Source organism: Fictibacillus sp. 23RED33, from assembly GCF_015903925.1.
GTDB classification, from domain to species: Bacteria; Bacillota; Bacilli; order Bacillales; family Fictibacillaceae; genus Fictibacillus; species Fictibacillus phosphorivorans.
The window spans coordinates 175160-200705 of record NZ_JACZDX010000006.1 but is presented as its reverse complement, the minus strand read 5'-3'; the positions used below and the strand labels follow the sequence as shown (position 1 = coordinate 200705).

The following is a 25546-nucleotide window of genomic DNA, read 5'->3' as shown; positions in this document are numbered from 1 at the left end:
TTATTGAACTAGAGAGAAGAATTAGTTAACAGGCAGATTACAAAAGGTGGTGTATTCGCATGAAGCATCCTTTTTCACGTTTATTCGGCATCGGCGAAAAGAGCCAGCAAACCTTAGATCCAGAACCAGCTGAAAAAAACGACAACGAAGAAGTACTTCAACTTCCGGTTCAAAGAATCATACCCAACCGGTTTCAGCCTCGTACGGTTTTTATAGATGAACGAATTGAAGAGTTATCACAGACGATCGAAGCTCACGGAATCATTCAACCCATCGTCGTTCGAGGTATCGGCGACGACAAATACGAGCTGATCGCGGGCGAACGTAGGTGGCGTGCTGTCCAAAAGCTCGGGTGGGAAAAGATTCCTGCAATCATTAAAGAGATGGACGACTCGCAAACGGCTTCTGTAGCACTTATCGAGAACCTTCAGCGAGAAGAGTTAACCGCTATTGAAGAAGCGATGGCATATGCTAAGCTTCTAGAATTGCACGGACTTACACAAGAAGGCCTTGCTCAAAAGTTAGGGAAAGGTCAGTCTACCATTGCAAATAAGCTGCGTCTGTTAAAGCTTCCGCAGTCTATTCAAGATGCACTTTTGCAGAAAAAAGTGACAGAACGTCATGCTCGGGCATTGATCGTTTTGAAATCTCCTGAAAAGATGGAGGCCGTTCTCCAAGAAATCATCGAAAAGCAATTGAACGTGAAGCAAACAGAAGAACGTGTGAAACGAATGATCGAATCTGAAACAGCAGAAAAGAAGCCTCAGTCGCGTCGTAAATCCTATAGCAAAGATATGCGACTAGCAATCAATACGGTCAGACAATCGGTAGACATGGTCGTGCAAAGCGGGCTATCGATCGACACAGAAGAAGAAGAGCACGAGGAGTTCTATCAGTTCACGATTCGCATTCCGAAAAAATAAAAAGAGAAGGCCATCAGCTTGAATGGGAGCTGGTGGTTTTTTTGTTGGCTTTTTGAGTGCTGAGGGCCGGACGAAGTAACGCTCAAATGGGATGGGTGTGGGGTATCTGGCATTCTGTGATTGTCGATTGATGTAGACTCGCGGATAAACAGGAAAAATTCGCGAAATTATCGCCAAAACTCGCGGAATTAAGTCGAAAAATTCTTGAATAGATGCTAGAATTTGAGGGGTTTTTAGGTGGAATACCCCTCTCCGTATAGGTGGTAATCAGCTTCTGAAGCCTAAAAAGCCATTTCTTCAATTCTTTCTAACTTAAATTCCTGAAGTGGCCGGATTTTAGAAGTAATAAGTTGAGAACCGGACAAAATAAATCCTTCTTTTTCTATAATTCCGTACGTCATTTTATTTTCTTCGTGATAGAATAATAGATAATGAATGTTTTTAAGTGAGGTAGGTGACAACGTGGCCAAGACCATTGCAGTAGCCAACCAGAAAGGCGGAGTCGGAAAAACGACTACGTCGGTCAACCTTGGTGCATGCTTAGCATATTTCGGTAAAAAAGTATTGCTCGTAGACATAGATCCTCAAGGGAACGCAACAAGTGGCGTAGGGGTAGATAAAGGGGATATCGACCAGTGTATCTACAACGTTCTCGTCGAGGATGTAGAAGTAAAAGATGTGATCGTCGAGACCATCTGTGAAGGTTTACATATCCTCCCGTCGACGATACAGCTTGCTGGAGCCGAGATCGAACTCGTACCGACGATCTCTCGTGAAGTTCGGTTAAAAAGAGCGTTAGAGAAGGTAAGTTCCAATTATGATTTTATTATTATTGATTGCCCGCCATCATTAGGGCTGCTTACCATTAATTCATTAACGGCTTCTGACTCAGTCATCATACCTGTACAGTGTGAATATTACGCACTAGAAGGATTAAGCCAGCTTTTAAACACAGTACGACTTGTTCAAAAACACTTAAATACCGACTTGATGATTGATGGTGTACTGCTTACTATGCTCGATGCACGTACAAACTTAGGTATTCAAGTTATTGAAGAAGTAAAAAAATATTTTCAAGATAAAGTGTATGAAACAATCATACCAAGAAACGTTAGACTATCAGAAGCGCCGAGTCACGGGAAACCGATTATTATCTACGATCCAAAATCCCGAGGTGCTGATGTTTATTTAGATTTTGCGAAGGAAGTGATCGGCATTGGTGAAAGGGTTAGGTAAAGGGCTGCATGCCTTCTTTCCTCCAACAGAGGCAGGAGAAGAAGAGCAGATAAAAGAAGTCAGTATATCAGAGCTAAGGCCAAATCCGTATCAGCCCCGAAAAGTTTTTGACCAAAAAGCCATTGAAGAACTAAAAGAATCCATTATCGAACATGGTATTCTTCAACCAATTGTTGTACGGAAAAGTATTAAAGGATTTGAAATCGTTCTAGGGGAAAGACGATTCCGCGCAGCTTCAGAAGCCGGATTAAAAGAGATCCCAGTAATCGTAAAAGATTATGACGAACAAAAAATGATGGAAGTTGCTCTTATCGAGAACTTGCAACGTGAAGATTTGAATCCTGTTGAAGAGGCTCAAGCGTATCAGAAGCTGATGGAACACTTAAAACTCACGCAAGAAGAGTTAGCTTCTCGCGTTGGGAAGAGCCGTCCTCATATCGCAAACCATATACGTTTGCTTCAGCTTCCAAAACCTGTTCTTGAACTTTTATCCAACGGACAACTATCAATGGGGCATGGACGAGCATTGCTCGGTCTTAAGAAAAAGACGAAGATGCAGCCAGTCGTTGAACGGGTAATGAATGAAAACTTAAACGTGAGACAGCTTGAAAAATTAATCTCTGATATTAATATGAATGTTTCACGTGGAACAAAGAAAAAAACAGTACCAGCGAACGTTTTCTTCCAAGAAAAAGAATCTTCATTACGAGATCGTTTTGGTACTTCTGTTTCGATTAAGAAATCAAAACGAAAAGGTAAGATCGAGATCGAGTTCTTTTCACAAGATGATCTAGAACGCATTTTAGAACTGTTAGAAAAGTAAGCAGAAAACCATCGCTGAGGTGGTTTTCTTTTTTGCTATTTCTAAAAGAGTTTTGATTAACAGCTTAGCACTATTGATTCAATTGAAAGTATGCACCTTGATTCTTTCGTTATAGTAATCAAAGAGGAACTGCTTAGATAGGAGAGCATAAAAAAATGTCACTGTTAGGAACGATAGTAAACGGTATTGCCATTATTGCAGGAAGCTTTTTAGGATTATTTTGGACAAATATTTCTGATCGTTATAAAGATACGATCTTACAAGCGATGGCTTTGGCTGTTACGATTTTGGGAATCGGAATGGGGCTGAAGAGTGAACAGTTCTTAATCGTGATCGCAAGTTTGGCGGTCGGCGGCGCTCTAGGAGAGTGGTGGAATCTTGAAGAGCGGTTGAACGCGATCGGCAAGTGGCTAGAAACTAAGGTAGGAAAACAAGATAAGGGCTCGGTTGCCACCGGTTTTGTGACAGCCACACTTGTTTTTGTTGTTGGAGCGATGTCGATCGTAGGTGCTCTCGATAGCGGGCTAAGACAACAGCATGATGTTCTATATACAAAGGCATTGATCGACGGATTCTGTGCGATCCTATTTACTTCAACGCTTGGCATCGGAGTCATGTTCTCTGCCATACCCGTCGTTTTATACCAAGGAATAATCGCCTTGATGGCTACACAGATCGATCGCTTCGTTTCTCAAGAATTGATGGACGCCTTGATTGTAGAGATAACGGGAACGGGTGGAATCATGATCGTCGCGATCGGACTGAATTTGCTTGGCATTGCTAAGATTCGTGTCGCGAACCTTCTGCCAGGTCTACTCATCGCAACGATTTTAGTTTGTATCGTTGAAAAATGGGAAAGTATTTTAGCGTTCTCGCAAGGATTGATTTAAAAAAAGCCGCTTCTATTTGAACGTAGAAGCGGCTTTTGTTATTGAATTTTATAAATGTCTTGTGAACGAGATTCGGTGCTTGCTATCATGTTTTTTTGTTGAATCTTTTTGCGTAAACAAGCCATATGAAGAGAATCAGCGATCAGATCAGCCATCTTCATCACAATGCTGAGTCGTGTGTTTTGAAGGACAAAATACTCCATAAACCCACTCACGTTTACGATACCTGTAATGTGCATATCACCCACTGGAGGCAGCTGTTTGTTAACGCCAGCTCCTGGTTTAACAGGACCATCGTTGATCGAGACCATGCCTACGTGGTTTAATCGACCTAAGCAAGCATCAATTCCTATAACAAAAGCACCTGGATGCTCAATCGCAATCATCTTTAGCTTTTCTTCTAAATTAACCGCGTGAACGGGGTCATCTAGTGTGCCGTAAACAAAGAACGGGAAAGTATCTTTATTATGCAATTTTGTACCAACAAGCGGGCCTAATGCATCGCCTGTCGATCTGTCTGTTCCTATACAGACAACGACAACTGGCTGATGAGTTGATTCCGGAAGCATAGGTAATATTTGTTCGGTGATTCTGAGCATAGCTTCCTTGTCTTCGTGGTGCAATTTATATTGAATGGGTTTCCCTAATCCCAGCTTCCGTTTGAGGAACATGACATCCTCTCCTTTATAATGGTTCTACTAGTATACGGAAGAAATCCTTTTCTTATACATGGTAGAATACAATAATCACAGACTTTTGTTTAAAGTCTATACCCGTTTCCTATGCACTCGTAACTCTAGAAGTTTTTCTTAACAGTAGATCACATATTTACATTTGATATTCTTAGCAAAAGCTGATTAAATAATTTCATAATCAAAGAGAGGAAGATGACCCATTGGCAGGTGCTAACTTACCAGAAACAGCAGAAAAAGCTGTCACGATTTTTTCCGATAAAGAATGGTGGACAGGCATTGCTACGACGAGCTTAAAGATCGTAGGAATTATATTACTCGCTATTATTTTCAAATACATCGTAAAAGCAGCGATCGCTAATGTTTTTAAAGTTCGGCTGAAATCTCCTCTACGTTTAAGTGAGAGAAGAGAGAACACCCTATTTAGACTGTTAGATAATGTTGCTTCTTATGTTATTTATTTTGTGGCGATCTTAACCATATTAACGGAGTTCGGTGTAGATATTAAAGCGATTCTTGCTGGTGCTGGAGTGGTTGGTCTAGCGATTGGTTTTGGTGCCCAAAGTCTTGTGAAAGATATCATTACAGGATTTTTCATCATTTTCGAGAACCAGTTCTCTGTTGGAGATACGGTACGGATCACGAACTTTGAAGGAACCGTTGAAGAAATTGGATTAAGGACGACAAAAATTAAAAGCTGGACAGGAGAATTGCATATCCTGCCGAATTCGTCTATCACAGAAGTTACGAATTTTTCTGTTCATAACAGTATTGCGGTCGTTGACTTGAGTATTGCTTATGAAGAGGATATCGATAAAGCGCAAAACATTATCCAGGATGTCGTGAAGAACGCTAAACCAAACTATCCTGAGATGGTTAAAGAACCAGAAGTATTAGGTGTTCAGATGCTTGGTGCATCAGAAGTTGTAATCCGTGTTACAGCAGAGGTACTTCCGATGACACACTTCAAGATCGCACGTGAACTCCGTAAAACGTTAAAACACGAGCTTGAAAGAGCAGGAATTGAGATTCCTTATCCTAAAATGGTCACGTATCAAAAAGAACCGGTGCCAAAAGAAAATAAATAAGGGAGAGCTGAAGTATGCAGCAAAAAGAATTTCAACTTCACGATGAAGTAGAAATGAAGAAGCAGCATCCATGTGGAACGAATCGTTGGAAAGTGATTCGTATGGGTGCGGATATAAGGATTAAATGCATGGGATGTCAACATAGCGTGATGCTGCCAAGAGCGGAGTTCGCTAAGAAAATTAAGAAAGTCTTATCCTCTCCAGGCGAGTAACAACTCTTGTTTCACGTGAAACAAAAAACACGCGATATAATTTTATAAAATGATTAAACGTTCGAACCGGGTTACACGACCCGGTTCTTCTTGTTTTTTAAGATGATAAAACCTATAATTGGGAAGGATATTTTTTTATTACGATGAAAAGCCTTAGGATTTCTAAGCTTTATATAAAACAGAGGAGTGAATGAACAGTGGCTCTTACAACTGGAATCGTTGGTTTACCGAACGTTGGTAAATCTACATTGTTTAATGCTATTACACAAGCAGGTGCTGAATCTGCTAACTATCCGTTCTGTACGATCGATCCGAACGTTGGAATCGTTGAAGTACCTGACCACCGTCTTCAAAAATTAACAGAGATGGTACAGCCGAAAAAAGTAGTACCTACAACTTTTGAGTTTACAGACATCGCTGGAATCGTAAAAGGTGCGAGTAAAGGAGAAGGGTTAGGAAACAAATTCTTATCTCACATCCGTCAAACAGATGCGATCCTTCAAGTTGTTCGTTGTTTTGATGATGAAAACATCACGCACGTTCACGGAAAAGTTAATCCGATCGATGATATTGAAGTTATCAACCTAGAGCTTATCTTTGCAGATCTTGAGTCTATCGACAAGCGTGTTGCACGTGTTGAAAAGCTTGCAAAGTCTAAAGACAAAGAAGCTGTAGCTGAGTTTGCTGTTCTTTCAAAGATCAAAGAAGCTCTTATGCAAGAACTTCCTGCACGAAGTGTTGATCTAACACCTGAAGAGAAGAAGATTGTTCACACGATGCACCTTCTTACAATGAAGCCGATTCTTTACGTTGCTAACGTAAGCGAAGATGAGCTTTTAGAAGGCACGAACGAGCATGTTGAAGCAGTTAAAGAATATGCGGCACGTGAAAATGCTGAAGTTATCGTAATCTGTGCAAAAGTGGAAGAAGAAATCGCTGAGCTTGATGGCGACGAAAAGATGGCATTCTTAGGAGAACTAGGCATTGAAGAAGCAGGTCTTGATAAGCTGATCCGTGCTTCATATTCTCTTCTTGGTCTAGCTACTTACTTTACAGCGGGAGTTCAAGAAGTACGCGCATGGACGTTCCGTAAAGGGATGAAGGCTCCTGCATGTGCAGGAATCATTCACACGGACTTTGAAAGAGGATTTATCCGTGCAGAGATCGTAGCTTATGATGATCTGATGGCTGCTGGCAACATGGCAGCTGCTAAAGAAAAAGGTAAAGTTCGTCTTGAAGGTAAGGAATATGAGATGAAAGATGGAGATGTTGTTCATTTCCGTTTTAATGTTTAATAAAAAAAACTGAGAAGCAGTTAGTTTCCGCTCCAGGATGCTCGCTTTCCGGGGGGCGTGAGGTGAGCCTCTTAGCGCTTTGCGCTGTTAAGAGTCTCACCTGTCCCGCTGATCCCCCAGGAGTCTCGCACCTTACGCTCCAACCAACTTGTCAGTGAAGTTTTTTACAAAACTAATCCAAAACCATTTTAGAGTAACGTCTAAGAAATTTAAAAAATCGAAGGAAAAGCAATCGCTTTTCCTCTTTTTTATGCTTTTTTCGAGAGATGCTTGTTTTATACAGGATGTTTTGATATAATTCTTTATTGTGAGTTAATTGTCAACAAATACTGTTATGATGATTTTCTCCTTGCCCGAAATAAATGTTTTGGGCCGCTTAGACCAAAAGGAGGTGAACGGAATGAAAAAGTACGAAATTATGTACATCGTCCGTCCGAATATCGAAGAGGAAGCTCTTAAGGCAACGAAAGAGCGTGCGAAAAGCATCCTAACTGACAACGGTGCGGAGATCGCGAACGAAAAGGAAATGGGTAAAAAGCGTTTAGCTTACGAAATCAATGACTTCCGCGATGGATATTACACGCTATTGGAAGTTAACGCTCCAAACGAAGCGATTAATGAATTCGACCGTCTTATGAAGATCAACGAAGATGTTCTTCGTTTCATGACAATCGTAGACGAAAGAAATTAATCCTTTAAGGAGTGGTTCTGAATGCTAAATCGAGTAGTACTGGTGGGACGTTTAACAAAAGACCCAGAATTAAAGTACACTCCAAACGGTGTGGCAGTTGCTAACTTCACACTTGCTGTCAATCGACCTTTTTCGAATCAGCAAGGTGAGCGCGAAGCAGATTTCATTAACTGTGTCGTATGGCGTAAGCCCGCTGAAAATGTAGCGAACTTCTTGAAAAAGGGATCGCTTGCAGGAGTGGATGGACGTTTGCAAACTCGTTCTTACGAGAACCAGCAGGGTCAAAGAGTGTATGTTACTGAAGTAATGGCAGAAAGTGTTCAATTCCTTGAACCTAAAAACGCTAATGCTGGAGGCCAGCAATATCAAGGCAACAGCAACAACTTTGGTGGACCATCAAATGACCGCGGATTTGGGCAGCAAAATCAGAACCGCAGCTATGGAAGTGACAACGGCTTTGGAGGACAGCAACAACAGCAGAATCCAAAACGTAATAACTTCAACGATGACCCGTTTGCAAATGATGGCACGCCGATCGACATCTCTGATGACGATTTGCCATTTTAAACTAACGTAAACTATGAATCGGAATATATAAAATAAAACTAAAGGAGGGGACCAACTATGGCTGGACGTCGTGGTGGACGCCAAAAGCGTCGTAAGGTTTGTTTCTTCACTGTAAACAAAATCACTTACATCGACTACAAGGACACTGATCTTTTAAAGCGTTTCGTTTCTGAGCGCGGTAAGATTCTTCCTCGTCGTGTAACTGGTACATCTGCTAAATATCAACGTCAATTGACTCGTGCGATCAAACGCTCTCGTCACATGGCATTGTTACCATATGTATCTGAATAAGATCGTTTAAAGAACGCAGCTGGGTTTCCTGGCTGCGTTTTTTGTGTTCAAAGATAGTAGTGAGTGTCTGATTTTGTCGAGGATTGTAGACTCGCGGATAAAAGCCTAAAACTCGTGGATAAACCGCTAAAACTTTAGGATTCAGGCATGAAATATGTGGATTGGAGCTCAAAACTTTTGGATTTCTCATTTATACTCATGAAAAAACGGCTTTGAAATGGCCGAGTCAGCCTCTATTGAACCATCGTAGTAGCTTCCCACACCATCTCATAACATTTTCACACATCATTTCCATGAAAACAGGTGAATATCACCTATTTCTGACCCTGCTCAAGCAAACCTTCCATAATTTGTTTACTTCTCTTCAAGTACGTCTATGCTAGAATTATCGTTTAAGTTGAATTACAGCGGTTATGTCACTACAATTAGAACATATGAAGAATTTTATGAGGTGAATCATGCGCAATACTAAAGTATTGGTGGAAGGTGCCGTTGTTTCGGGCATTTATACGCTTCTTTTTTTGATCAGTATGTACATACCGTTGTTTAGCTTGGTCTCGTTATTTATTTTGCCGCTCCCGTTTATCATTTATCTGTACCGGCAAGATCTTAAAGCGGGATTACTCCTATGGGCGGTCACATTTGGTGTGTCGCTGGCGTTTGCGGGGCTTAACGGTATCATTGTTACCCTCTTTGCTGGTTTGACAGGAATCGTGATGGGGGAACTTTATAGAAGAAAAAAACCTGCGTTTGCTGTTCTGCTTGGGGCGAGTTTGTCGAACATCGTGAACATGTTAGGAACGCTCGCTATCGCTCAAGTATTCATGGGCATCAATTTTGTAAAAGAATTAGAGACTCAGTTTCAAAGTGCGATAGGAACAGCGGAGGATTTATATAAATCCGGTGGACAAGATCCTACCCAGATTGAGAAATTTAAAGAGCAAGCGGAATTAATTCCGATGATGCTTCCGACATATATTATCGGAGGAGCTGTCATCCTTGCCTTTTTAACGCATATCGCTGCAAGAATGCTGATGAAAAGAATGCGTTATGATGTTCCGTCGTTCCCTCCGTTTCGTGAGTGGAACCTGCCAAAATCGTTTTTGTGGTATTATATTATAGCGATTGTTTTAACATTCAGTATGCCTGAAAAGGGTACGTCTTTATATATTGTAACGATAAATTTGTATATGATATTATCGTTTGTACTTATAATACAAGGTTTCACAGTTATTTTTTATTATGCCTGGATAAAGAATTGGAAGAGAAAAAGAATCATATTGTTGATTATACTCTTGTTTTTGCTGAACTCTTTCCTGCCGATTCCTCTGGAAGTCGTTAAATTCTTAGGTATAATTGATTTAGGGTTTATGATCAAAAAACGGTTGAAACCAAAACAGTAGGAGCTGAAAGTATGCCAAAGTTTTTACTAAAACGGTGGCATGGTTATCCCGTCATCGCCTTATTTGTAACTTCTGTTGTTCTGGTAAGTATCATCACGTATTTTCATTGGATGATTGGAATGGCAGGCTTCGTGCTGCTAGGCGGTTTGTTTTATTATGCCATGAAAGCCGAAGCTAGTTTTCAGGAGGAGCTGGGCGATTATATTTCGACGCTTTCTCACCGCTTGAAGAAGGTGGGAGAAGAAGCGTTGATGGAAATGCCGATCGGGATTATTTTGTATGATGAGGATTTTAAGATCGAATGGGCGAATCCATACATGGGAGCCCTTATTGAAGAAGAGTCCTTTATCGGCCATTCTCTAAACCATGTTTCAGAAGAACTGATTCCTCATATCAAGAGTGATGCGAAGGAAGAAGTTATAAAGATTAATACACATAGATTTCAAGTGAACTTCAAAAAAGAAGATAGACTGCTTTACTTTTTTGATGTGACCGAGCAGTTAGATCTTGAACGTTTGTATGATGAAGAACAAACGGTCATGGCGATTATCTATCTCGATAACTATGAAGAAGTAACGCAAGGACTAGATGACCAGTTTCGATCAACAATCAACTCAAAAGTTACGTCTGTGTTGAATGAATGGGCGAACGTACACGGCATCTTCTTAAAACGAACATCTTCTGAGCGATTTTTAGCTGTATTCAACCAACGGATCCTTTATGAGTTGGAGAAAAATAAATTCAGCGTTCTTGATGAGGTGAGAGAATCTACAGCTAAGCAGAATATCTCCCTTACGCTCAGTATCGGGGTTGCAGCTGGGACATCGTCACTGCCTGAGCTCGGACAGCTATCTCAATCGAGTCTGGATCTTGCTCTTGGACGCGGAGGCGACCAGGTTGCGATCAAACAGACGAACGGAAAAGTACGTTTCTATGGAGGAAAAACAAATCCTGTTGAAAAACGTACGCGCGTCCGTGCCCGCGTCATCTCACATGCTCTGAGTGAATTGGTGGCAGATAGTGACAAGGTCATCATCATGGGGCATAAGAACCCAGATATGGACTCAATCGGTTCTGCAATCGGGATTTTGAAGGTCGCGCAAGTGAATGGAAAAGACGGGTATATCGTACTTGACCAAGCCAATATCGATATCGGCGTTCAGCGCTTGATGGATGAGCTGAAAGAAACAGAATCGATTTGGAAGTTTTTCATCTCGCCCGAAGAAGCGCTCGAGCTCGCATCGAGAGACACGCTTCTAGTCGTAGTTGATACACATAAACCGACGATGGTTATTGAAGAGAAACTGTTATCCAAGCTTGATCATGTCGTGGTCATCGATCACCATCGCCGTGGTGAGGAGTTTATTAAAGATCCGGTGCTTGTATACATGGAGCCGTATGCTTCATCTACAGCAGAACTCGTAACAGAACTTCTCGAATACCAGCCGAAGAGACTGAAGATGCGTATGCTAGAAGCAACAGCCCTTCTTGCAGGTATTATCGTTGATACGAAGAGTTTCACCCTCAGAACAGGATCTCGTACGTTTGATGCTGCATCTTATTTAAGAGCGCATGGTGCGGACACGATTCTTGTTCAAAAGTTTTTAAAAGAAGATTTAAACACGTATACAAGACGTTCCAAGCTCATTGAGAGTTCGGATGTTTATAAAAAAGGCATCGTCATTGCCAAGAGCTCTCCTGAGGATGCGTACAATCAAGTCGTGATCGCTCAGGCGGCAGATATACTATTAACTATGAACGGCATTCAAGCATCCTTTGTTATTGCAAATCGCATTGACGGCAAAGTAAGCATCAGTGCTCGTTCGCTTGGGGACATCAACGTGCAGATGATCATGGAGAGACTGGAAGGCGGAGGACATCTTACGAACGCTGCCTGCCAGATTGAGAACAGCTCGATTGATGAAGCAGAGATACATTTAAAACGTATTATTGATGAGTATATTGAAGGGGGAGAAGAGGAATGAAAGTAATTTTTCTTCAAGATGTAAAGGGTAAAGGCAAAAAAGGCGAGGTTAAGAACGTTTCTGAAGGCTATGCACGAAACTTCTTATTTCCGAAGAACTTAGCTTCAGAAGCTACATCAGGCGCTATGGCAACACTTCAAGGCCAACAGAAGAGCGAAGAGAAGAAACAACAAGCTCAATTAGAAGAGGCTGAAGCTTTAAAAGCAAAGCTTGCTGAGATGACGGTTACGATCAAAACGAAAACAGGTGAAGGTGGCCGCGTTTTTGGTTCTGTGACAAGTAAACAGATCGCTGATGGCTTGAAAGAGCAAGGTATCAAGATTGATAAGCGTAAGATTGAGCTTGCTGAGCCGATTAAAGCACTTGGGTATACGAATGTTTCGATTAAAGTGCATCAACAGGTTACGGCAACTGTAAAAGTACACGTAACAGAAGAATAAAAGAGCCGGGTTTTCCCGGTTTTTTTGCGGGGTTTTGAAAGTTGTTGATCTCCGCTCCAGGTTGCTCGCTTTCCGCGGGGCAATCGGTGAGCCACTTGCCACTTCGTGCCGTTAAGTGTCTCACCTGACCGCTTGTCCCGCAGGAGTCTCGCACCTTGCGCTCCAATCAACTTTTCAAAGAAGAAAAAGCTAAAAACCAATACTTTAATATAGCAAAACTGTTAAATATCGAAAAGAATTAAGGAAAGGAGGAACTAACATGAGTGATTTATTTGCTGACCGTATACCGCCGCAGAATATTGAAGCGGAGCAGGCTGTTCTTGGTGCGATCTTTTTAGAGCCCGAAGCTCTTATTACGGCATCTGAGATTCTGCTTCCGGAAGATTTTTACCGTGCTACTCATCAAAGAATCTATCGCGTGATGCTCGATCTTAACGCAAAAGGCGAGCCGGTCGATCTTATCACTGTTACGTCAGAGCTTCAGGATAAGAACCAGCTGGATGAAGTCGGCGGCTTGTCTTTTTTAACGGAGTTAGCCGATAGTTCTCCGACGGCTGCGAACATTGAGTATTACAGCAAGATCGTTGAAGAGAAATCTCTTCTTCGCCGGTTGATTCGTACAGCGACTGATATTACAGCTAACAGCTATGCGCGTGAAGAAGAAGTAGAGGCGATCTTAAACGAAGCGGAAAAGTCGATCTTAGAAGTAGCGAACCGGAAGAACACGAGTGCTTTTACAGCGATTAAGGATGTCTTGGTTCACGCTTACGATAACATTGAAGCTCTTCATAACCGTAAAGGTGATATTACGGGGATACCGACCGGGTTTAATGACTTGGACCGAATGACGGCTGGCTTTCAGCGAAACGATCTAATCATCGTTGCCGCTCGTCCATCCGTAGGTAAAACCGCGTTTGCTCTGAACATCGCGCAGAACGTTGCAACAAAGACAGAGGAGAATGTGGCCATATTCAGTCTAGAGATGGGTGCTGAACAGCTTGTCATGCGTATGCTTTGTGCAGAGGGTAATCTAGATGCACAGCGACTTCGTACAGGGTCTTTGTTACCCGAAGACTGGCAAAAGCTTACGATGGCTATGGGAAGCCTGTCAGCAGCTGGTATCTACATCGATGATACGCCGGGTATTCGTATTAATGATATTCGTGCTAAATGCCGTCGCCTGAAGCAGGAGAAGGGTCTTGGTATGATTTTGATCGATTACTTGCAGCTTATTATGGGTAGCGGGAAATCAGGCGAAAACCGCCAACAGGAGGTTTCTGAGATCTCTCGTTCACTAAAAGCACTTGCTCGTGAGCTGGAAGTGCCGGTTATCGCCCTTTCTCAGCTATCTCGTGGTGTTGAATCCCGTCAGGACAAGCGGCCGATGATGTCCGATATCCGTGAATCAGGTTCCATCGAGCAGGATGCCGATATCGTTGCCTTTCTATATCGTGACGATTATTACGATAAAGAATCAGAAGCGAAGAACATCATTGAGATCATCATCGCTAAGCAGCGTAACGGTCCAACAGGAACGGTAGAGCTCGCTTTCGTAAAAGAATATAATAAGTTCGTTAACCTGGATAGGCGGCACGATGAGAGTGCCATACCGCCGGGCGCATAAAAAAAGCAGCTGGAATTTATTCCGGCTGCTTTTGCATTTCTATTACTTTATTTTCTATTAACCACATTTCTATTCTGTTTTTCACTTTATCTTTTTGAAACGTCTGCCATTTTTCATGTAAACCGAGCTCAATCACTTTATCTGTAAAACGTTTGAAAGGCTCATCCTCATTTAAAGCGTGAAGCAGTTCGCTGTCTTGATGAAAGCTCTCAAATTCAACCATCCAGCTGAAGGATTCAACGTTCATCACCTTTGGAATCTCAATAAATCGGTCTGGTTCTTCGGTATCTAGAAATTCTAGGTTGGGAAGGCCACCGGTTTCGATCGCATCAAGCAGTATCGTTTGTTCATTTTTGTCTAAATAATAGATGTGGTTTGCTTTTGTATCCATATAAGCCACCATTAATTTTTCGATAAGCAAGTAATTGTACCTCCTAAAAAAGGTGAATACTAAAGGATACGATAAGGTTTTCGATCTTTTGGCTATAGAAATGTAAAATTATTACGAACGAAAATATTAATTTATCTTTTAATGTTCGTGTTTTTGATTGACTTCTATCAGATATATTGCTAAACTAAGCTTGGTTTTCAAGATTAGATGATAAATTCGTCAATCGTTAATTTCATGGAGGTGCAACCATGTCATCAGTAGTAGTAGTAGGAACACAATGGGGAGATGAAGGAAAAGGTAAGATTACCGATTATCTCTCAGAAAAAGCAGAAGTAGTAGCTAGATACCAAGGTGGTAATAACGCTGGTCATACAATCGTATTTGAAGGTAAGAAGTATAAGCTTCACCTTATTCCATCTGGAATCTTTTATAAAGATAAAATCTGCGTGATCGGAAACGGAATGGTTGTCGATCCGAAAGCAGTTCTTGAAGAGCTTGCTTATCTTCACGGCCACGGAGTAAGTACGGACAACCTTCGTATTTCTAACCGTGCCCACGTGATTCTTCCTTATCACCTTCGTCAAGATATCTTAGAGGAAGAGAGCAAGGGTGTTAACAAGATCGGTACAACGAAAAAAGGAATCGGTCCTGCATACATGGATAAAGCAGCTCGTATCGGAATCCGTATCGCTGACCTTTTAGATCGTGAAGAATTTGAAGAGAAGTTAGAGCGCAACTTAGCGGAAAAGAATCGTTTATTCGAACGCATCTATGAATCAGAAGGCTTCACGAAAGAGCAGATCTTAGATGAGTATTATGAATACGGTCAACAAATTAAAAAATATGTAGTCGACACATCAGTTGTTCTTAACGATGCATTGGACGATGGACGTCGTGTTCTTTTTGAAGGCGCACAAGGTGTTATGCTTGATATCGACCAAGGAACATATCCATTCGTTACGTCTTCAAACCCTATCGCAGGGGGAGTAACAATTGGTTCTGGTGTTGGTCCTTCTAAGATCAACCATGTTGTAGGTGTTTCAAAAGCGTATACAACACGTGTTGGAGATGGTCCGTTCCCAACTGAGCTTCATGATGAGATCGGTAACCAAATTCGTGAAGTTGGCCGTGAGTACGGTACAACGACAGGACGTCCGCGTCGTGTAGGTTGGTTTGACGCAGTAGTAGTTCGTCATGCTCGCCGTGTTTCAGGGATCACGGATCTTTCTTTGAACTCAATCGACGTTCTAACAGGTATTGAAACGTTGAAAATCTGTGTAGCGTACAAATACAAAGGTGAACTAACGTATGAATTCCCAGCGAGCCTTAAAGAGCTTGCTCAATGTGAGCCTGTATTCGAAGAAATGCCAGGCTGGACAGAAGATATTACAGGTGTGAAAGATCTTGGAGAGCTTCCAGAGAACGCGCGTCATTATGTAGAGCGTATCTCTCAAGTAACTGGTATTCCACTTTCTATCTTCTCAGTTGGACCAGACCGTAACCAAACAAACATGGTACGAGGCGTATTCGCTTAAAAATTTGTGGCCCCTTGGTGAAACGAGGGGCTTTATTTTTGATAAATTAGAAATGCTTTCGTGAGTATTTTTAAGGATTCCAAAGTTTTTTTGAAAAATATACAGAAAACATATTGCCAAAGCTTCAATATCGTGATAAAGTAACACTTGTCGTGAAAAAACGACAAACGTTTTAAAACAAAGCACGAGCCATTAGCTCAGTTGGTAGAGCATCTGACTTTTAATCAGAGGGTCGAAGGTTCGAATCCTTCATGGCTCACCACTTTTTTTAAAAAAAGTGGCCCGTTGGTCAAGCGGTTAAGACACCGCCCTTTCACGGCGGTAACACGGGTTCGAATCCCGTACGGGTCACCATTTTTTCTTTAAGTAAAGTAAATAAAAGCATTTAAAAGTGGACTCGTGGTGTAGTGGTTAACATGCCTGCCTGTCACGCAGGAGATCGCCGGTTCGACCCCGGTCGGGTCCGCCACTTTTATGGCTCGATAGCTCAGATGGTAGAGCAGAGGACTGAAAATCCTCGTGTCGGCGGTTCGATTCCGTCTCGAGCCACCATTTTACTTTAAATCCTAAAACATGTTGCATGTTCCTTGAAAAGGGAGCATGCTTTTTTTTTTTGCGTACGGTCGGTCGCCGTTAGTGGAGGGTATATAGCAAGGACGTCTTTGTCGAGAATGATCGAATGGCCTTTATTTTGTTTCTTAGACTTAATTGCTATCGATTTTGACTTAATTTTTATTATTTCGACTTAATTGCATCAAGATTAGACTTAATTAACAGCTCAAGTACCCCGTGGGGTATCAACACTAACCCCTTCCGGCAGCAGAAACAACACCGATACACCTCCAAAAAAGCATGCACAGAGACATGCACAGCACAAATCAGCTTATCCACACTAAGATTTATATCATTTTCACACCAACCATATACTTTTAATGCTGATAAAGAGGGATAAGTACTCAATCGTTCGAATATAGTGTATCAATTGGGATGAGGAAGGTAGTGATCATACAGATGGAATTTGAATGGGCGCTGTATTTGATCGCGAGTTACCTTGTTGGTTGCATCATGACAGGGTTTCTTGTAGCAAAGCTTATAAAAGGCGTTGATTTACGATTGTTAGGCAGCGGAAATATAGGAGCACGGAATGCTGGAAGAGTATTAGGGCCATCAGGATTCGTACTCACGTTAGCTGGCGACATCTTAAAAGCGGCTGCGGTCGTTTGGGCAGGCATACAATTTCAATATCCCCCACATATACAGCTTCTTGGTTTTCTAGCGGTGATTCTCGGACATCTCTATCCCGTCTTTCTTCGTTTTCATGGCGGGAAGGGAGTGGCTTCTTTTATCGGAGGAATGATTATTTTTCACCCCATATCTGCTGTTCTTGTAGCAACTGCATTTCTGCTCTTTTATGGAATTAAAAGAAGTCTAACCGTAGCGGGACTCTTTGCTTTTGCACTCACTCCTTTCTTCTACTGGCTGTTTGAAAAGCAGTGGCTAGAGACGTTGCTTCTGATTCCGATCAGCTTCCTTGTTGTGTATGTTCAAAAAGAAGATATAAAAGAGCGCATCAAATTAACGGAATAGGTGTTAAAAAAGGGTATAAATCGGTGAATTTATACTCTTTTTTATGTCGTTTATTTACAGTTGCATTACAAAATCCCTGAAATTCTGACAAAGCGAAATTCCTTGTGATAGGATACTAGAGGTGCTAAAGGCATAAAGAGTAGTAGGTCTTTAGGCATATTTTAGAGATCATAGAGAGAATCTTTAGGGGGAAATAGAAAAAGTGAACAGTCGAAAAACCACTGAAAGATTTATTAAATATATCGCACTGCCGTTCGTTGCAGTGATTTTAATAGTGTCAGCATTCACGATGAATCCATCGAACACATCTGCGAGTAGCGACGATAACCAGTTGATCAAGACGGTTTATCACGTTTATGTAGATGGAAAGAAGGTTGGAACGGTTCGTGAAGAAAGTGTTGTCGACGAGACAGTCGACCAAATTCTCCAACAGGCAAAAGGTAGAAAGAATAACTTTGCTTTTGCGGTGAGAGAGTCTATCGAGCTTAAGCCTGAAAAAATGTTCAGACCAGAGTTTGATAACGAAGAAGTAAGAGAGAACTTGAAGAAGCAGCTAACGGTTGAAGTTGAGGCTTATCGTTTAGTCGTTGGCGGACAAACTGTTGCGTATGTTTCTAGCAAAAAAGAAGCGAAAGATACGTTGCTGAAGCTAAAGCTCGAACATGTTTCAAAAGCCGAGCTAGATGACATCGAAAAAAAGAAAGCTGAGAACGAAAAGCTTGAAGTACCGGACTTAAAACCGGGAGAACGTAAAGTGGTTGATATCGACTTTTCAGCGCCAGTTCTTATTCAAAAAGCGCAAACATCTATCAGTAAGCTCGTTACGGTAGATGATGCCATTTCTTCTTTGAAAGAAGGCAGTCTGCACAAAAAAGAGCATGTGGTTCAAAAAGGAGAAACGGTTCAATCTATCCTAGAAAAATATCACTTAACGATGGATCAGTTATTCACGTTAAACCCAAGGCTTATGTTAGTACCCGTTGTTCGTACAGGACAGGCAGTAACCGTTACTGAAAAAGAGCCTTATACCGAGGTCCTTGTGTACGAAGCTACACGTGTTCAGAATGAACTTCCTTTCCAGGTTGAGAAACAAGAAGACAGTACGTTGGAAAAAGGACAGATCAAAACCGTTCAAAAAGGACAAGTTGGATTAGAAGATATTACGTATACAACAAGAAAAGCCGACAACAAAGTGCTACAAAAAGAAATTTTAGAGAAAAAGCAAGTGAAGACTCCGGTTACAGAAATTCAAAAGATTGGTACGAAAGTGATTCCTTCTAAAGGGACAGGAACTCTTTCATGGCCGGCTGTAGGTGGATATATTTCTAGCCATAAAGGCACGCGCTGGGGTAAAGAGCATAAAGGAATGGATATTGCTCGACCTTCAGAACGTTCAATCTTAGCTGCAGACAACGGTAAAGTTGTTTCTGCTGGGTGGGATGGAGATTACGGAAACAAGATCATTATTGATCACAACAATGGCATGAGAACCATTTATGCTCATCTTGATTCGATGTCTGTTACAACAGGTGATGTAGTGCAGAAAGGATCAAAGATTGGTGTGATGGGTACAACGGGTCAATCGACTGGTGTGCATTTGCATTTTGAAGTGTATGAGAATGGTGTTCTTAAAGATCCAGCTGATTTTGTAAGTGAAAATTAAAATAATGTGAAAGTAGGTTGATTTCCGTTTCAGATGCTCGCTTTCCGTGGGGCAGGCGGTGAGCCACATTCGTACGTTTCACTTTTAAGTGTCTCACCTGTCAAGTTGCAGTGGCTAGACCCTCGAGGTCAAAAGTTAAATGGCTCAGAAGGCAAAGTGCGCCTTCTAATCCATTCATCTTTTGCTTGTCGGATCTGAACGAGCCACTTCACTCTTCGGACTGCCCACCTGTCCCACAGGAGTCTCGCATCCTACACTACAACCAACCTTGAAATGAAGATAAGTAACAAACAAACCTCTTAGGATCTATAGCATCCTGGGAGGTTTTTCATGCTCAAAACGAATTGAATTACTTTCAGGATGTATTCCACACAGCGAACTTTCGACGGTGATCTTATGTGAACCCAACTTTTCTTTGTCTAAAATTAGAAGGTTTTGCTAGTAGTATGGAGAAAGTTTCAACTGTGATAAAATAGTAGAGATACCATATAATCGATACTACAAAATATTCTGCTATATATAAAATAGAGTTTCCGAAAGAAGGAGCGTTCTCATGGATAAGAAAATTCTCGTTGTGGATGATGAAAAACCCATTGCAGATATTCTGCAGTTTAATCTTGAAAAAGAAGGTTTTACTGTAAGTTGCGCATATGATGGCATTAATGCGTTAGAAAAGGTAGAAAAAGAGAAGCCGGATATGATTTTACTAGATATCATGCTTCCACTAAAAGACGGTATGGAAGTATGCCGTGAGATCCGTAAAAAGTACGATATGCCGATCATCATGCTTACAGCAAAAGACTCTGAAATTGATAAAGTATTAGGTTTAGAGCTTGGGGCCGATGATTACGTGACGAAGCCGTTCAGCACGCGTGAATTAATTGCACGTGTTAAGGCTAACCTGCGCCGTCATCAGCAGGAATCAGAGCGTGAAGTAGACGAGAACAATGAGATCACGATCGGTTCTCTCACGATTCATCCTGATGCTTATATCGTGACCAAACGTGGCGAAACGATCGAGTTAACACATCGTGAATTTGAACTGCTGCATTATTTAGCAAAACATATCGGACAAGTGATGACGCGTGAACACTTACTCCAAACCGTATGGGGATACGACTACTTTGGTGATGTAAGAACGGTCGATGTAACGGTTCGTCGTCTGCGCGAAAAAGTTGAAGATAACCCAAGTCACCCATTATGGATCATTACAAGACGCGGAGTGGGGTATTACTTAAGAAATCCTGATCAGGAGTAATCATGATGGATAAAGTCAATTTTTTTAAATCAATACACGTTAAGTTTGTATTGATTTATGTATTGCTCATTTTAATAGCCATGCAAGTGATCAGCGTTTATTTTATCAACAACTTAGAATCTGATCTTCGGCAGAGCTTCTCTAAATCACTTTACGATAGAGTGAATTTATTAGAGTTTAACGTTGAGCAAAAGATGAAGGATAAAGATAAGGGTAGATACAAGTCTGAAAATGATATAGATGGTGAACCAGCGTTATTGCTTAGAAAAGACATTCAAGCACTAATTGACGAGGAGTTCGAAGAGAAAGAGATCCAGGTACTTAATGAAGACGGTATGGTGCTTGCGAGCAATAAACCGCAGTTGGTGGGGCAGATTAGCTTCAATCCTAAGATTAAGCTTGCTCTTGAAGGAACGGTTGATGATGAGATCATGCTTCATGAAGGTGAGCGGGTGATGGTACTCGCCAAACCGATCAAGATTGATGCTACAGGAGAGAACATTGGCGCCATCTATTTAGTAGCTTCTATTGAAGGTATTTTTAAACAGATTTCTCGAATCAATAGCATTCTAGTGACCGGAACCGTAATCGCACTTATTATAACCGGACTGCTAGGGGTCTTTTTGGCACGTACGATCACAAGGCCTATGGCTGATATGAGAAAGCAAGCCCTTGTTATGGCAAGAGGGGACTTTTCTCGAAAAGTTCAGCTGTATGGAGACGATGAGATCGGTCAGCTTGCTATGACCTTTAACAATCTAACAACAAAGCTGCAAGAGGCAACAGCTATCACAGAGAGCGAACGAAGAAAGCTGCGTTCCGTTCTTACGTATATGACAGATGGCGTGATTGCGACAGATCGTGACGGAGCAATTATCCTGATGAACGACCGGTCTGAAGAGATGCTGAACATCTCTAGACAGAACGCGCTAGGAACGCCTCTTATGGAGCTATTGCGCTTAAATACGGAATACACGTGGGAAGAACTTTATAACGAATACGAATCTATGCTGCTTGATTTTAGTACGAACGATTTGCATTATGTGGTGCGAGCAAACTTCTCCACGATACAAAAAGATGACGGGCCAATCAATGGTCTTATTTGTGTTCTTCATGATGTTACTGAGCAGGAACAGATCGATAACGAGCGACGTGAGTTTGTGTTCAACGTTTCGCACGAATTAAGAACACCGCTGACGACGATGAGAAGTTATCTGGAGGCGCTGGCTGAAGGGGCGTGGCAAGATGAGAACATCGCTCCGCGTTTTTTAGAGGTTACTCAGAATGAGACTGAACGTATGATCAGACTCGTAACTGATTTGCTTCAATTATCGAAAATGGACAGCAAAGATTACCGATTTAACTTTTTTGAAATTGATCTGGTCGAATTCTTGAACGGCATCATCGATCGTTTTGAGATGCTTGAAAAGGAAAACATTGAACTTTCTAGGTCCCTGCCTAAGCACAAGATCAACGTTCAGTTGGATACCGATAAGATGACACAAGTGCTTGATAATATCATCTCGAACGCGATGAAATATTCGCCTGAAGGTGGAACAATCACCTTTAACGCTTCCGTGATCGGCCGCAAGGTGAAGGTAAGTATTTCAGATCAAGGTGTTGGAATTCCGAAGAATAACGTTTCTAAGATCTTTGATCGATTCTTTAGGGTAGACCGTGCTCGTTCTCGAGATATCGGAGGCACAGGCCTAGGTCTCGCGATCGCAAAAGAAATCGTACTTGCGCATGGCGGAGACATCTGGGCAGAAAGTGAGTGGGGCCAAGGAACGACCATCCACTTTACTCTTCCTTTAAAAAAGGTTAAGGAGGGGCTGCAATGAACTGGTTAAAGTGGATTACACATGCAAAAGAAGTGATCACCTTTTTCAAGAAGAATTACGAACATATCAAGTCTATCGCGCTCACTGTCTTGATCGGTATGAGCCTTGTTCTTACATGGAGCTTGTGGACATTCAAGCCAAGCTATCCATCGTTAGAAGGAGCTCGAATCGTTAAAAAACAGGAAGTTGATATCGAAGCAAGCGTTAAGCAACTTGTATACCCTACACAGGTGATTTACCATAGTGGGGATGAGTTGTACGGACTTGAAGCAAGTAATTTAATGAAAGAATTTCATATGGGCTTGAACGAAACGAAATTTACGTTTGATACAGGTTCTAGAAATAATCGTGCTTTTGATCCAGATGAAAAGTTTTTACGTGACAACAAGTATGTGGAGATTATTTTTCCAGCAGGCATGAGTCAGGATATCTATAAAGAAATCTTCTCGTTTGAATCCGAGATACAAGCAACTAAACCACAAAATGTAGACCGAATCTTTTTATATCAAAATAAAATGACAGATAGTATCGAAGGCTATCTAGTTTCTTATCAACAAAAGAAGATGCAAAGGATAAGGGCAACGAATAATCAGCTAAATCCTTTAATAAGAGATATGGATAAGTGGGTCGATACAGGAAACTTAATCCCTTATATCCAATATGATATTGAGGATGACGGAAAAGAAGGACAAGCAGAGATCTTAAGAAGATTTTATTTTCCTAAGGAGTCTCTGTCCTTGACCCGTTATACGTACTTTTCAAAAGCAACAGGCGAAGATACGTATGAAATGTATAAAAAAGCGCTGTTTAAAGATCCGTTAGCGGTAAAAAGTGCTTCTGATAAAAACCAGATCACATATGCTGATGGAACAGCGGCAATGGTTGTGAACGAATTGCAAAATCGTTTCACGTTTACTAACTTTGCAGGAAATCGAAATCCAAATACAACACCAAATATTTCACCACTCTATCAATCCTTAGACTACATCAATACGCACGCAGGGTGGGGAAATCCGTATATTCTTTCCGGTCTATCAACGTATTCCGCAAATTTCTGGCTGTTTGTTGAGAATTTGCCTGTGTTGGATCCGGAGATGCAGATGAGCCTAGTGTGGTATGAAAACGAGCTTAAGGAATATCAGCGCTCACTCGTTCAGTTACAACTCGACCAACAGTCTTATCTTTCACAGAAGGTAAACATCCAATCAGGGCTAGATGTTATTAAAGAGCTTGAAGAAAAAGATTACAACCAGAACTATGTACAAGATGTACGAATTGGATTCACGATGAAAAAGCAAAAAGAACCACATGTCTATAAATTAGAGCCACAATGGTTTATTAATTATGATGCTAAAGGATGGCAACCGTTATTTTCACAGACTGGAAAGGAAGGATTTAATTGAATTGGCAAAGAACAAAAAGCATTTTTATCCTTACCTTTCTTGTCTTAAACCTATTCTTGGGTTACCAACTCTATCAAAAGAATGACATTAACAACATCTCGAGACTTACAGATCAGCCTTTAGAAGAGCGGTTAGCGAATAACGAAATCTCACTATCCGAAAAGCTGCCGAAATATAGAGAAAAACAAACTTTAATCAGTGCCCAGCGTTACAAGTTTTCAGAAGAAGAAAAGAAGTCTCCTGAAAAAAATGTATCGCTGGATAAGGAAGCGAGCACTGACATCACCCTTCAATATGATCTTAGTAAACCGATGGATCTTCCGAAGAAGGATACAAAAGATTTGATCTCAGAGCTTAATCAATTTGCAGAAGATAACATAACCCGCGGTAAAGAATACGCATTTTATGAATGGGATAAAAAGAGCAATATCGTCTGGTTTACGCAAGTCTATCAAGAGAAAAAGGTCTTTTATAATCCTACTAATTTTGGCATTGTTTCTGACGGAAAAGATTTCGATGTGCCGAACGGAATGATTAAGTTTAAGCTTGATGACAAAGGAAATCTTACTAGTTTAACGCAGACCTATCTATTTATTACAAGACAGGGTGCTTTTCAACAGATCATCTCACCTAGTAAGGCGCTTGAGAAACTATTAGAAACGAACCTTCAAAAAGGTGATCATATACAAAAAGTGGAGCTTGGCCACTATAGCCTTGTAGGTGAAGGGGAAGTTCAGGTTTATACACCTACATGGTTCATAGAAACCAAGGACGGCCAGTATTTAGTTAATGCGACTGACAGTTCCATTCAAGTTTTGACGGAAAAGGCAGAGTAGAGAGGAACATGCGGTTATGAGTTTAAAATTTAGCGTTCTTGCAAGCGGCAGTTCGGGAAACGCTGTTTACGTTGAAACCGAACAAACACGCTTGCTCGTGGATGCGGGCTTAAGTGCCAAACAGATTCAAATATTATTTGAAAAAGCAGCATGCGGTGAGGTGGCTGACATTGATGGAATCCTCGTCACGCATGAACATAGCGATCACATAAAGGGACTCGGTGTGCTGGCTCGGAAATTTAAGCTGCCGATCTATGCGAACAAAAATACGTGGAATGCCATGAACGGTTTGATTGGTGAAGTGGCGACCGAGCAAAAGTTTGAGTTTGAGATGGAAAGTGTGAAAACGTTCAACGATTTAGAAGTTGAATCCTTTGGCGTGTCACATGATGCGGCAGAGCCAATGTTCTACGTGTTTCATCACAACGGTCGCAAGCTTGCGCTCATGACGGATACGGGCTATGTGAGCGATCGTATGAAAGGAATCATCCGTGACAGCCACTCGCTTGTGATTGAGTCTAACCATGATATCAACATGCTCATGATGGGACGTTATCCGTGGAATATTAAACGCCGTATTCTAGGGGACCATGGTCACATTTCGAACGAAGATTGTGGACATGCTCTCGCTGATGTAATCGGTGACGGTACAAAACATATCTATCTTGCTCACTTGAGTAAAGATAACAATATGAAGGATATTGCTCGTTTAGCCGTTGAGCAGACGTTAAAAACGTATGATATCTCAGCGGGTGAACAAGTAATCCTTCACGATACAGATGCGAGTCAGCCAACAAAATTGGCTTTAGTCTAAAATACTTACTTGTTTAAAGTAAGCCGTTTCCGGAAATAACAATAAGTGTGGGAAATTA

At 41.4% G+C, this 25546-nt stretch carries 24 protein-coding genes and 4 tRNA genes; 26 read left to right on the top strand and 2 right to left on the bottom strand.

Translation table 11 applies throughout. The features are described 5' to 3' along the window. The first annotated feature begins 59 nt into the window (after positions 1-59). The 4 genes from noc to IHV09_RS18050 all read left to right on the top strand — a co-directional run bounded on the left by noc (position 60) and on the right by IHV09_RS18050 (position 3872). Complete coding sequence (gene noc, locus IHV09_RS18065; protein ID WP_066399545.1) at positions 60-923, top strand: nucleoid occlusion protein; 864 nt, start codon at positions 60-62, stop codon at positions 921-923. A 462-nt stretch (positions 924-1385) separates the two neighbouring features. Then, complete coding sequence (locus tag IHV09_RS18060) at positions 1386-2159, top strand: ParA family protein (protein ID WP_191755486.1); 774 nt, start codon at positions 1386-1388, stop codon at positions 2157-2159. Continuing rightward, positions 2140-2982, top strand: coding sequence for a ParB/RepB/Spo0J family partition protein (locus IHV09_RS18055; RefSeq protein ID WP_197132744.1), 843 nt, complete (start codon positions 2140-2142; stop codon positions 2980-2982). Before IHV09_RS18060 ends, IHV09_RS18055 begins: the two co-directional genes overlap by 20 nt. Positions 2983-3137: 155 nt before the next feature. Then, on the top strand, positions 3138-3872 hold the full coding sequence (locus IHV09_RS18050; RefSeq protein ID WP_197265129.1) for a DUF554 domain-containing protein: 735 nt from the start codon (positions 3138-3140) through the stop codon (positions 3870-3872). Positions 3873-3910: 38 nt separating this feature from the next. Here the strand turns inward: IHV09_RS18050 and yyaC are convergent, their stop codons facing one another. Further along, positions 3911-4543, bottom strand: a complete 633-nt coding sequence (gene yyaC / locus IHV09_RS18045) for a spore protease YyaC (RefSeq protein WP_197132746.1) — start codon at positions 4541-4543, stop codon at positions 3911-3913. A 224-nt stretch (positions 4544-4767) separates the two neighbouring features. Between yyaC and IHV09_RS18040 the strand changes: the two genes are divergently transcribed. The 10 genes from IHV09_RS18040 to dnaB all read left to right on the top strand — a co-directional run bounded on the left by IHV09_RS18040 (position 4768) and on the right by dnaB (position 14160). Next, positions 4768-5652 (top strand): mechanosensitive ion channel family protein, encoded by an 885-nt coding sequence (locus IHV09_RS18040; RefSeq protein WP_231618389.1) that lies wholly within the window; start codon positions 4768-4770, stop codon positions 5650-5652. 14 nt (positions 5653-5666) lie between these two features. Further along, on the top strand, positions 5667-5864 hold the full coding sequence (locus IHV09_RS18035) for a DUF951 domain-containing protein (protein ID WP_066244210.1): 198 nt from the start codon (positions 5667-5669) through the stop codon (positions 5862-5864). Between the two features lie 197 nt (positions 5865-6061). Beyond that, on the top strand, positions 6062-7159 hold the full coding sequence (gene ychF, locus IHV09_RS18030) for a redox-regulated ATPase YchF (RefSeq protein WP_137791310.1): 1098 nt from the start codon (positions 6062-6064) through the stop codon (positions 7157-7159). Positions 7160-7559: 400 nt separating this feature from the next. After that, on the top strand, positions 7560-7850 hold the full coding sequence (gene rpsF / locus IHV09_RS18025; RefSeq protein WP_066399533.1) for a 30S ribosomal protein S6: 291 nt from the start codon (positions 7560-7562) through the stop codon (positions 7848-7850). Positions 7851-7871: 21 nt separating this feature from the next. Then, positions 7872-8417 carry a single-stranded DNA-binding protein gene (gene ssb, locus IHV09_RS18020; protein WP_066399530.1) on the top strand — a complete coding sequence of 182 codons (546 nt, stop codon included), beginning with the start codon at positions 7872-7874 and terminating at the stop codon, positions 8415-8417. Between the two features lie 57 nt (positions 8418-8474). Then, positions 8475-8708, top strand: a complete 234-nt coding sequence (gene rpsR / locus IHV09_RS18015; RefSeq protein ID WP_066399523.1) for a 30S ribosomal protein S18 — start codon at positions 8475-8477, stop codon at positions 8706-8708. Between the two features lie 458 nt (positions 8709-9166). Then, entirely contained in the window at positions 9167-10111 is a 945-nt protein-coding gene (locus IHV09_RS18010; RefSeq protein ID WP_197132749.1) for a YybS family protein, read from the top strand. An 11-nt stretch (positions 10112-10122) separates the two neighbouring features. Beyond that, entirely contained in the window at positions 10123-12096 is a 1974-nt protein-coding gene (locus IHV09_RS18005; protein WP_197132751.1) for a DHH family phosphoesterase, read from the top strand. Then, positions 12093-12536: a 50S ribosomal protein L9 gene (gene rplI / locus IHV09_RS18000; protein WP_197132754.1), complete on the top strand. Its 444-nt coding sequence runs from the start codon at positions 12093-12095 to the stop codon at positions 12534-12536. Before IHV09_RS18005 ends, rplI begins: the two co-directional genes overlap by 4 nt. A gap of 259 nt (positions 12537-12795) precedes the next feature. Next, complete coding sequence (dnaB, locus tag IHV09_RS17995; protein WP_144696584.1) at positions 12796-14160, top strand: replicative DNA helicase; 1365 nt, start codon at positions 12796-12798, stop codon at positions 14158-14160. Positions 14161-14176: 16 nt separating this feature from the next. Here the strand turns inward: dnaB and IHV09_RS17990 are convergent, their stop codons facing one another. Then, the gene (locus IHV09_RS17990) at positions 14177-14581 is read right to left on the bottom strand and encodes a UPF0158 family protein (protein ID WP_197132757.1); all 405 of its coding nucleotides are present in this window, start codon (positions 14579-14581) and stop codon (positions 14177-14179) included. A 218-nt stretch (positions 14582-14799) separates the two neighbouring features. Here IHV09_RS17990 and IHV09_RS17985 point away from each other — a divergent pair, with 218 nt between their 5' ends. The 12 genes from IHV09_RS17985 (at position 14800) to IHV09_RS17930 (ending at position 25488) form a co-directional block, all read left to right on the top strand. Then, entirely contained in the window at positions 14800-16086 is a 1287-nt protein-coding gene (locus IHV09_RS17985) for an adenylosuccinate synthase (RefSeq protein ID WP_197265128.1), read from the top strand. Between the two features lie 186 nt (positions 16087-16272). Beyond that, positions 16273-16348 (top strand) — tRNA-Lys (locus IHV09_RS17980). Positions 16349-16365: 17 nt separating this feature from the next. Beyond that, positions 16366-16440: transfer RNA gene (locus IHV09_RS17975), tRNA-Glu, on the top strand. Between the two features lie 39 nt (positions 16441-16479). Further along, positions 16480-16555, top strand: a tRNA-Asp gene (locus IHV09_RS17970). 7 nt (positions 16556-16562) lie between these two features. Beyond that, a tRNA-Phe gene (locus IHV09_RS17965) sits at positions 16563-16638 on the top strand. Between the two features lie 447 nt (positions 16639-17085). Next, on the top strand, positions 17086-17673 hold the full coding sequence (locus tag IHV09_RS17960) for a glycerol-3-phosphate acyltransferase (protein WP_197265127.1): 588 nt from the start codon (positions 17086-17088) through the stop codon (positions 17671-17673). Positions 17674-17875: 202 nt separating this feature from the next. Continuing rightward, a complete protein-coding gene (locus tag IHV09_RS17955; protein ID WP_197265126.1) occupies positions 17876-19336 on the top strand; it encodes a peptidoglycan DD-metalloendopeptidase family protein in 1461 nt (486 codons plus the stop codon). Positions 19337-19889: 553 nt separating this feature from the next. Next, positions 19890-20594 (top strand): response regulator YycF, encoded by a 705-nt coding sequence (gene yycF, locus IHV09_RS17950; protein WP_066244253.1) that lies wholly within the window; start codon positions 19890-19892, stop codon positions 20592-20594. 5 nt (positions 20595-20599) lie between these two features. Next, positions 20600-22435: a cell wall metabolism sensor histidine kinase WalK gene (gene walK / locus IHV09_RS17945; protein ID WP_197190389.1), complete on the top strand. Its 1836-nt coding sequence runs from the start codon at positions 20600-20602 to the stop codon at positions 22433-22435. Next, positions 22432-23838 carry a YycH family regulatory protein gene (locus tag IHV09_RS17940; protein WP_197265125.1) on the top strand — a complete coding sequence of 469 codons (1407 nt, stop codon included), beginning with the start codon at positions 22432-22434 and terminating at the stop codon, positions 23836-23838. Before walK ends, IHV09_RS17940 begins: the two co-directional genes overlap by 4 nt. Further along, the gene (locus IHV09_RS17935) at positions 23835-24674 is read left to right on the top strand and encodes a two-component system regulatory protein YycI (protein ID WP_197265124.1); all 840 of its coding nucleotides are present in this window, start codon (positions 23835-23837) and stop codon (positions 24672-24674) included. The genes IHV09_RS17940 and IHV09_RS17935 overlap by 4 nt, the downstream gene beginning before the upstream one ends. A 16-nt stretch (positions 24675-24690) precedes the next feature. Then, positions 24691-25488 (top strand): MBL fold metallo-hydrolase, encoded by a 798-nt coding sequence (locus IHV09_RS17930; RefSeq protein ID WP_197132778.1) that lies wholly within the window; start codon positions 24691-24693, stop codon positions 25486-25488. The last annotated feature ends 58 nt before the right edge of the window (positions 25489-25546 follow it).

Bases quoted from the DNA above. Each gene is read 5' to 3' on its own strand.
- walK (WP_197190389.1), top strand. From the start codon at position 20,600: ATGGATAAAGTCAATTTTTTTAAATCAATACACGTTAAGTTTGTATTG.
- dnaB (WP_144696584.1), top strand. From the start codon at position 12,796: ATGAGTGATTTATTTGCTGACCGTATACCGCCGCAGAATATTGAAGCG.
- noc (WP_066399545.1), top strand. From the start codon at position 60: ATGAAGCATCCTTTTTCACGTTTATTCGGCATCGGCGAAAAGAGCCAG.
- yycF (WP_066244253.1), top strand. From the start codon at position 19,890: ATGGATAAGAAAATTCTCGTTGTGGATGATGAAAAACCCATTGCAGAT.
- IHV09_RS18010 (WP_197132749.1), top strand. From the start codon at position 9,167: ATGCGCAATACTAAAGTATTGGTGGAAGGTGCCGTTGTTTCGGGCATT.
- rplI (WP_197132754.1), top strand. From the start codon at position 12,093: ATGAAAGTAATTTTTCTTCAAGATGTAAAGGGTAAAGGCAAAAAAGGC.
- IHV09_RS18005 (WP_197132751.1), top strand. From the start codon at position 10,123: ATGCCAAAGTTTTTACTAAAACGGTGGCATGGTTATCCCGTCATCGCC.
- IHV09_RS17985 (WP_197265128.1), top strand. From the start codon at position 14,800: ATGTCATCAGTAGTAGTAGTAGGAACACAATGGGGAGATGAAGGAAAA.
- IHV09_RS17940 (WP_197265125.1), top strand. From the start codon at position 22,432: ATGAACTGGTTAAAGTGGATTACACATGCAAAAGAAGTGATCACCTTT.
- IHV09_RS18050 (WP_197265129.1), top strand. From the start codon at position 3,138: ATGTCACTGTTAGGAACGATAGTAAACGGTATTGCCATTATTGCAGGA.
- rpsR (WP_066399523.1), top strand. From the start codon at position 8,475: ATGGCTGGACGTCGTGGTGGACGCCAAAAGCGTCGTAAGGTTTGTTTC.
- ssb (WP_066399530.1), top strand. From the start codon at position 7,872: ATGCTAAATCGAGTAGTACTGGTGGGACGTTTAACAAAAGACCCAGAA.
- yyaC (WP_197132746.1), bottom strand. From the start codon at position 4,543: ATGTTCCTCAAACGGAAGCTGGGATTAGGGAAACCCATTCAATATAAA.
- rpsF (WP_066399533.1), top strand. From the start codon at position 7,560: ATGAAAAAGTACGAAATTATGTACATCGTCCGTCCGAATATCGAAGAG.
- IHV09_RS18035 (WP_066244210.1), top strand. From the start codon at position 5,667: ATGCAGCAAAAAGAATTTCAACTTCACGATGAAGTAGAAATGAAGAAG.
- IHV09_RS17930 (WP_197132778.1), top strand. From the start codon at position 24,691: ATGAGTTTAAAATTTAGCGTTCTTGCAAGCGGCAGTTCGGGAAACGCT.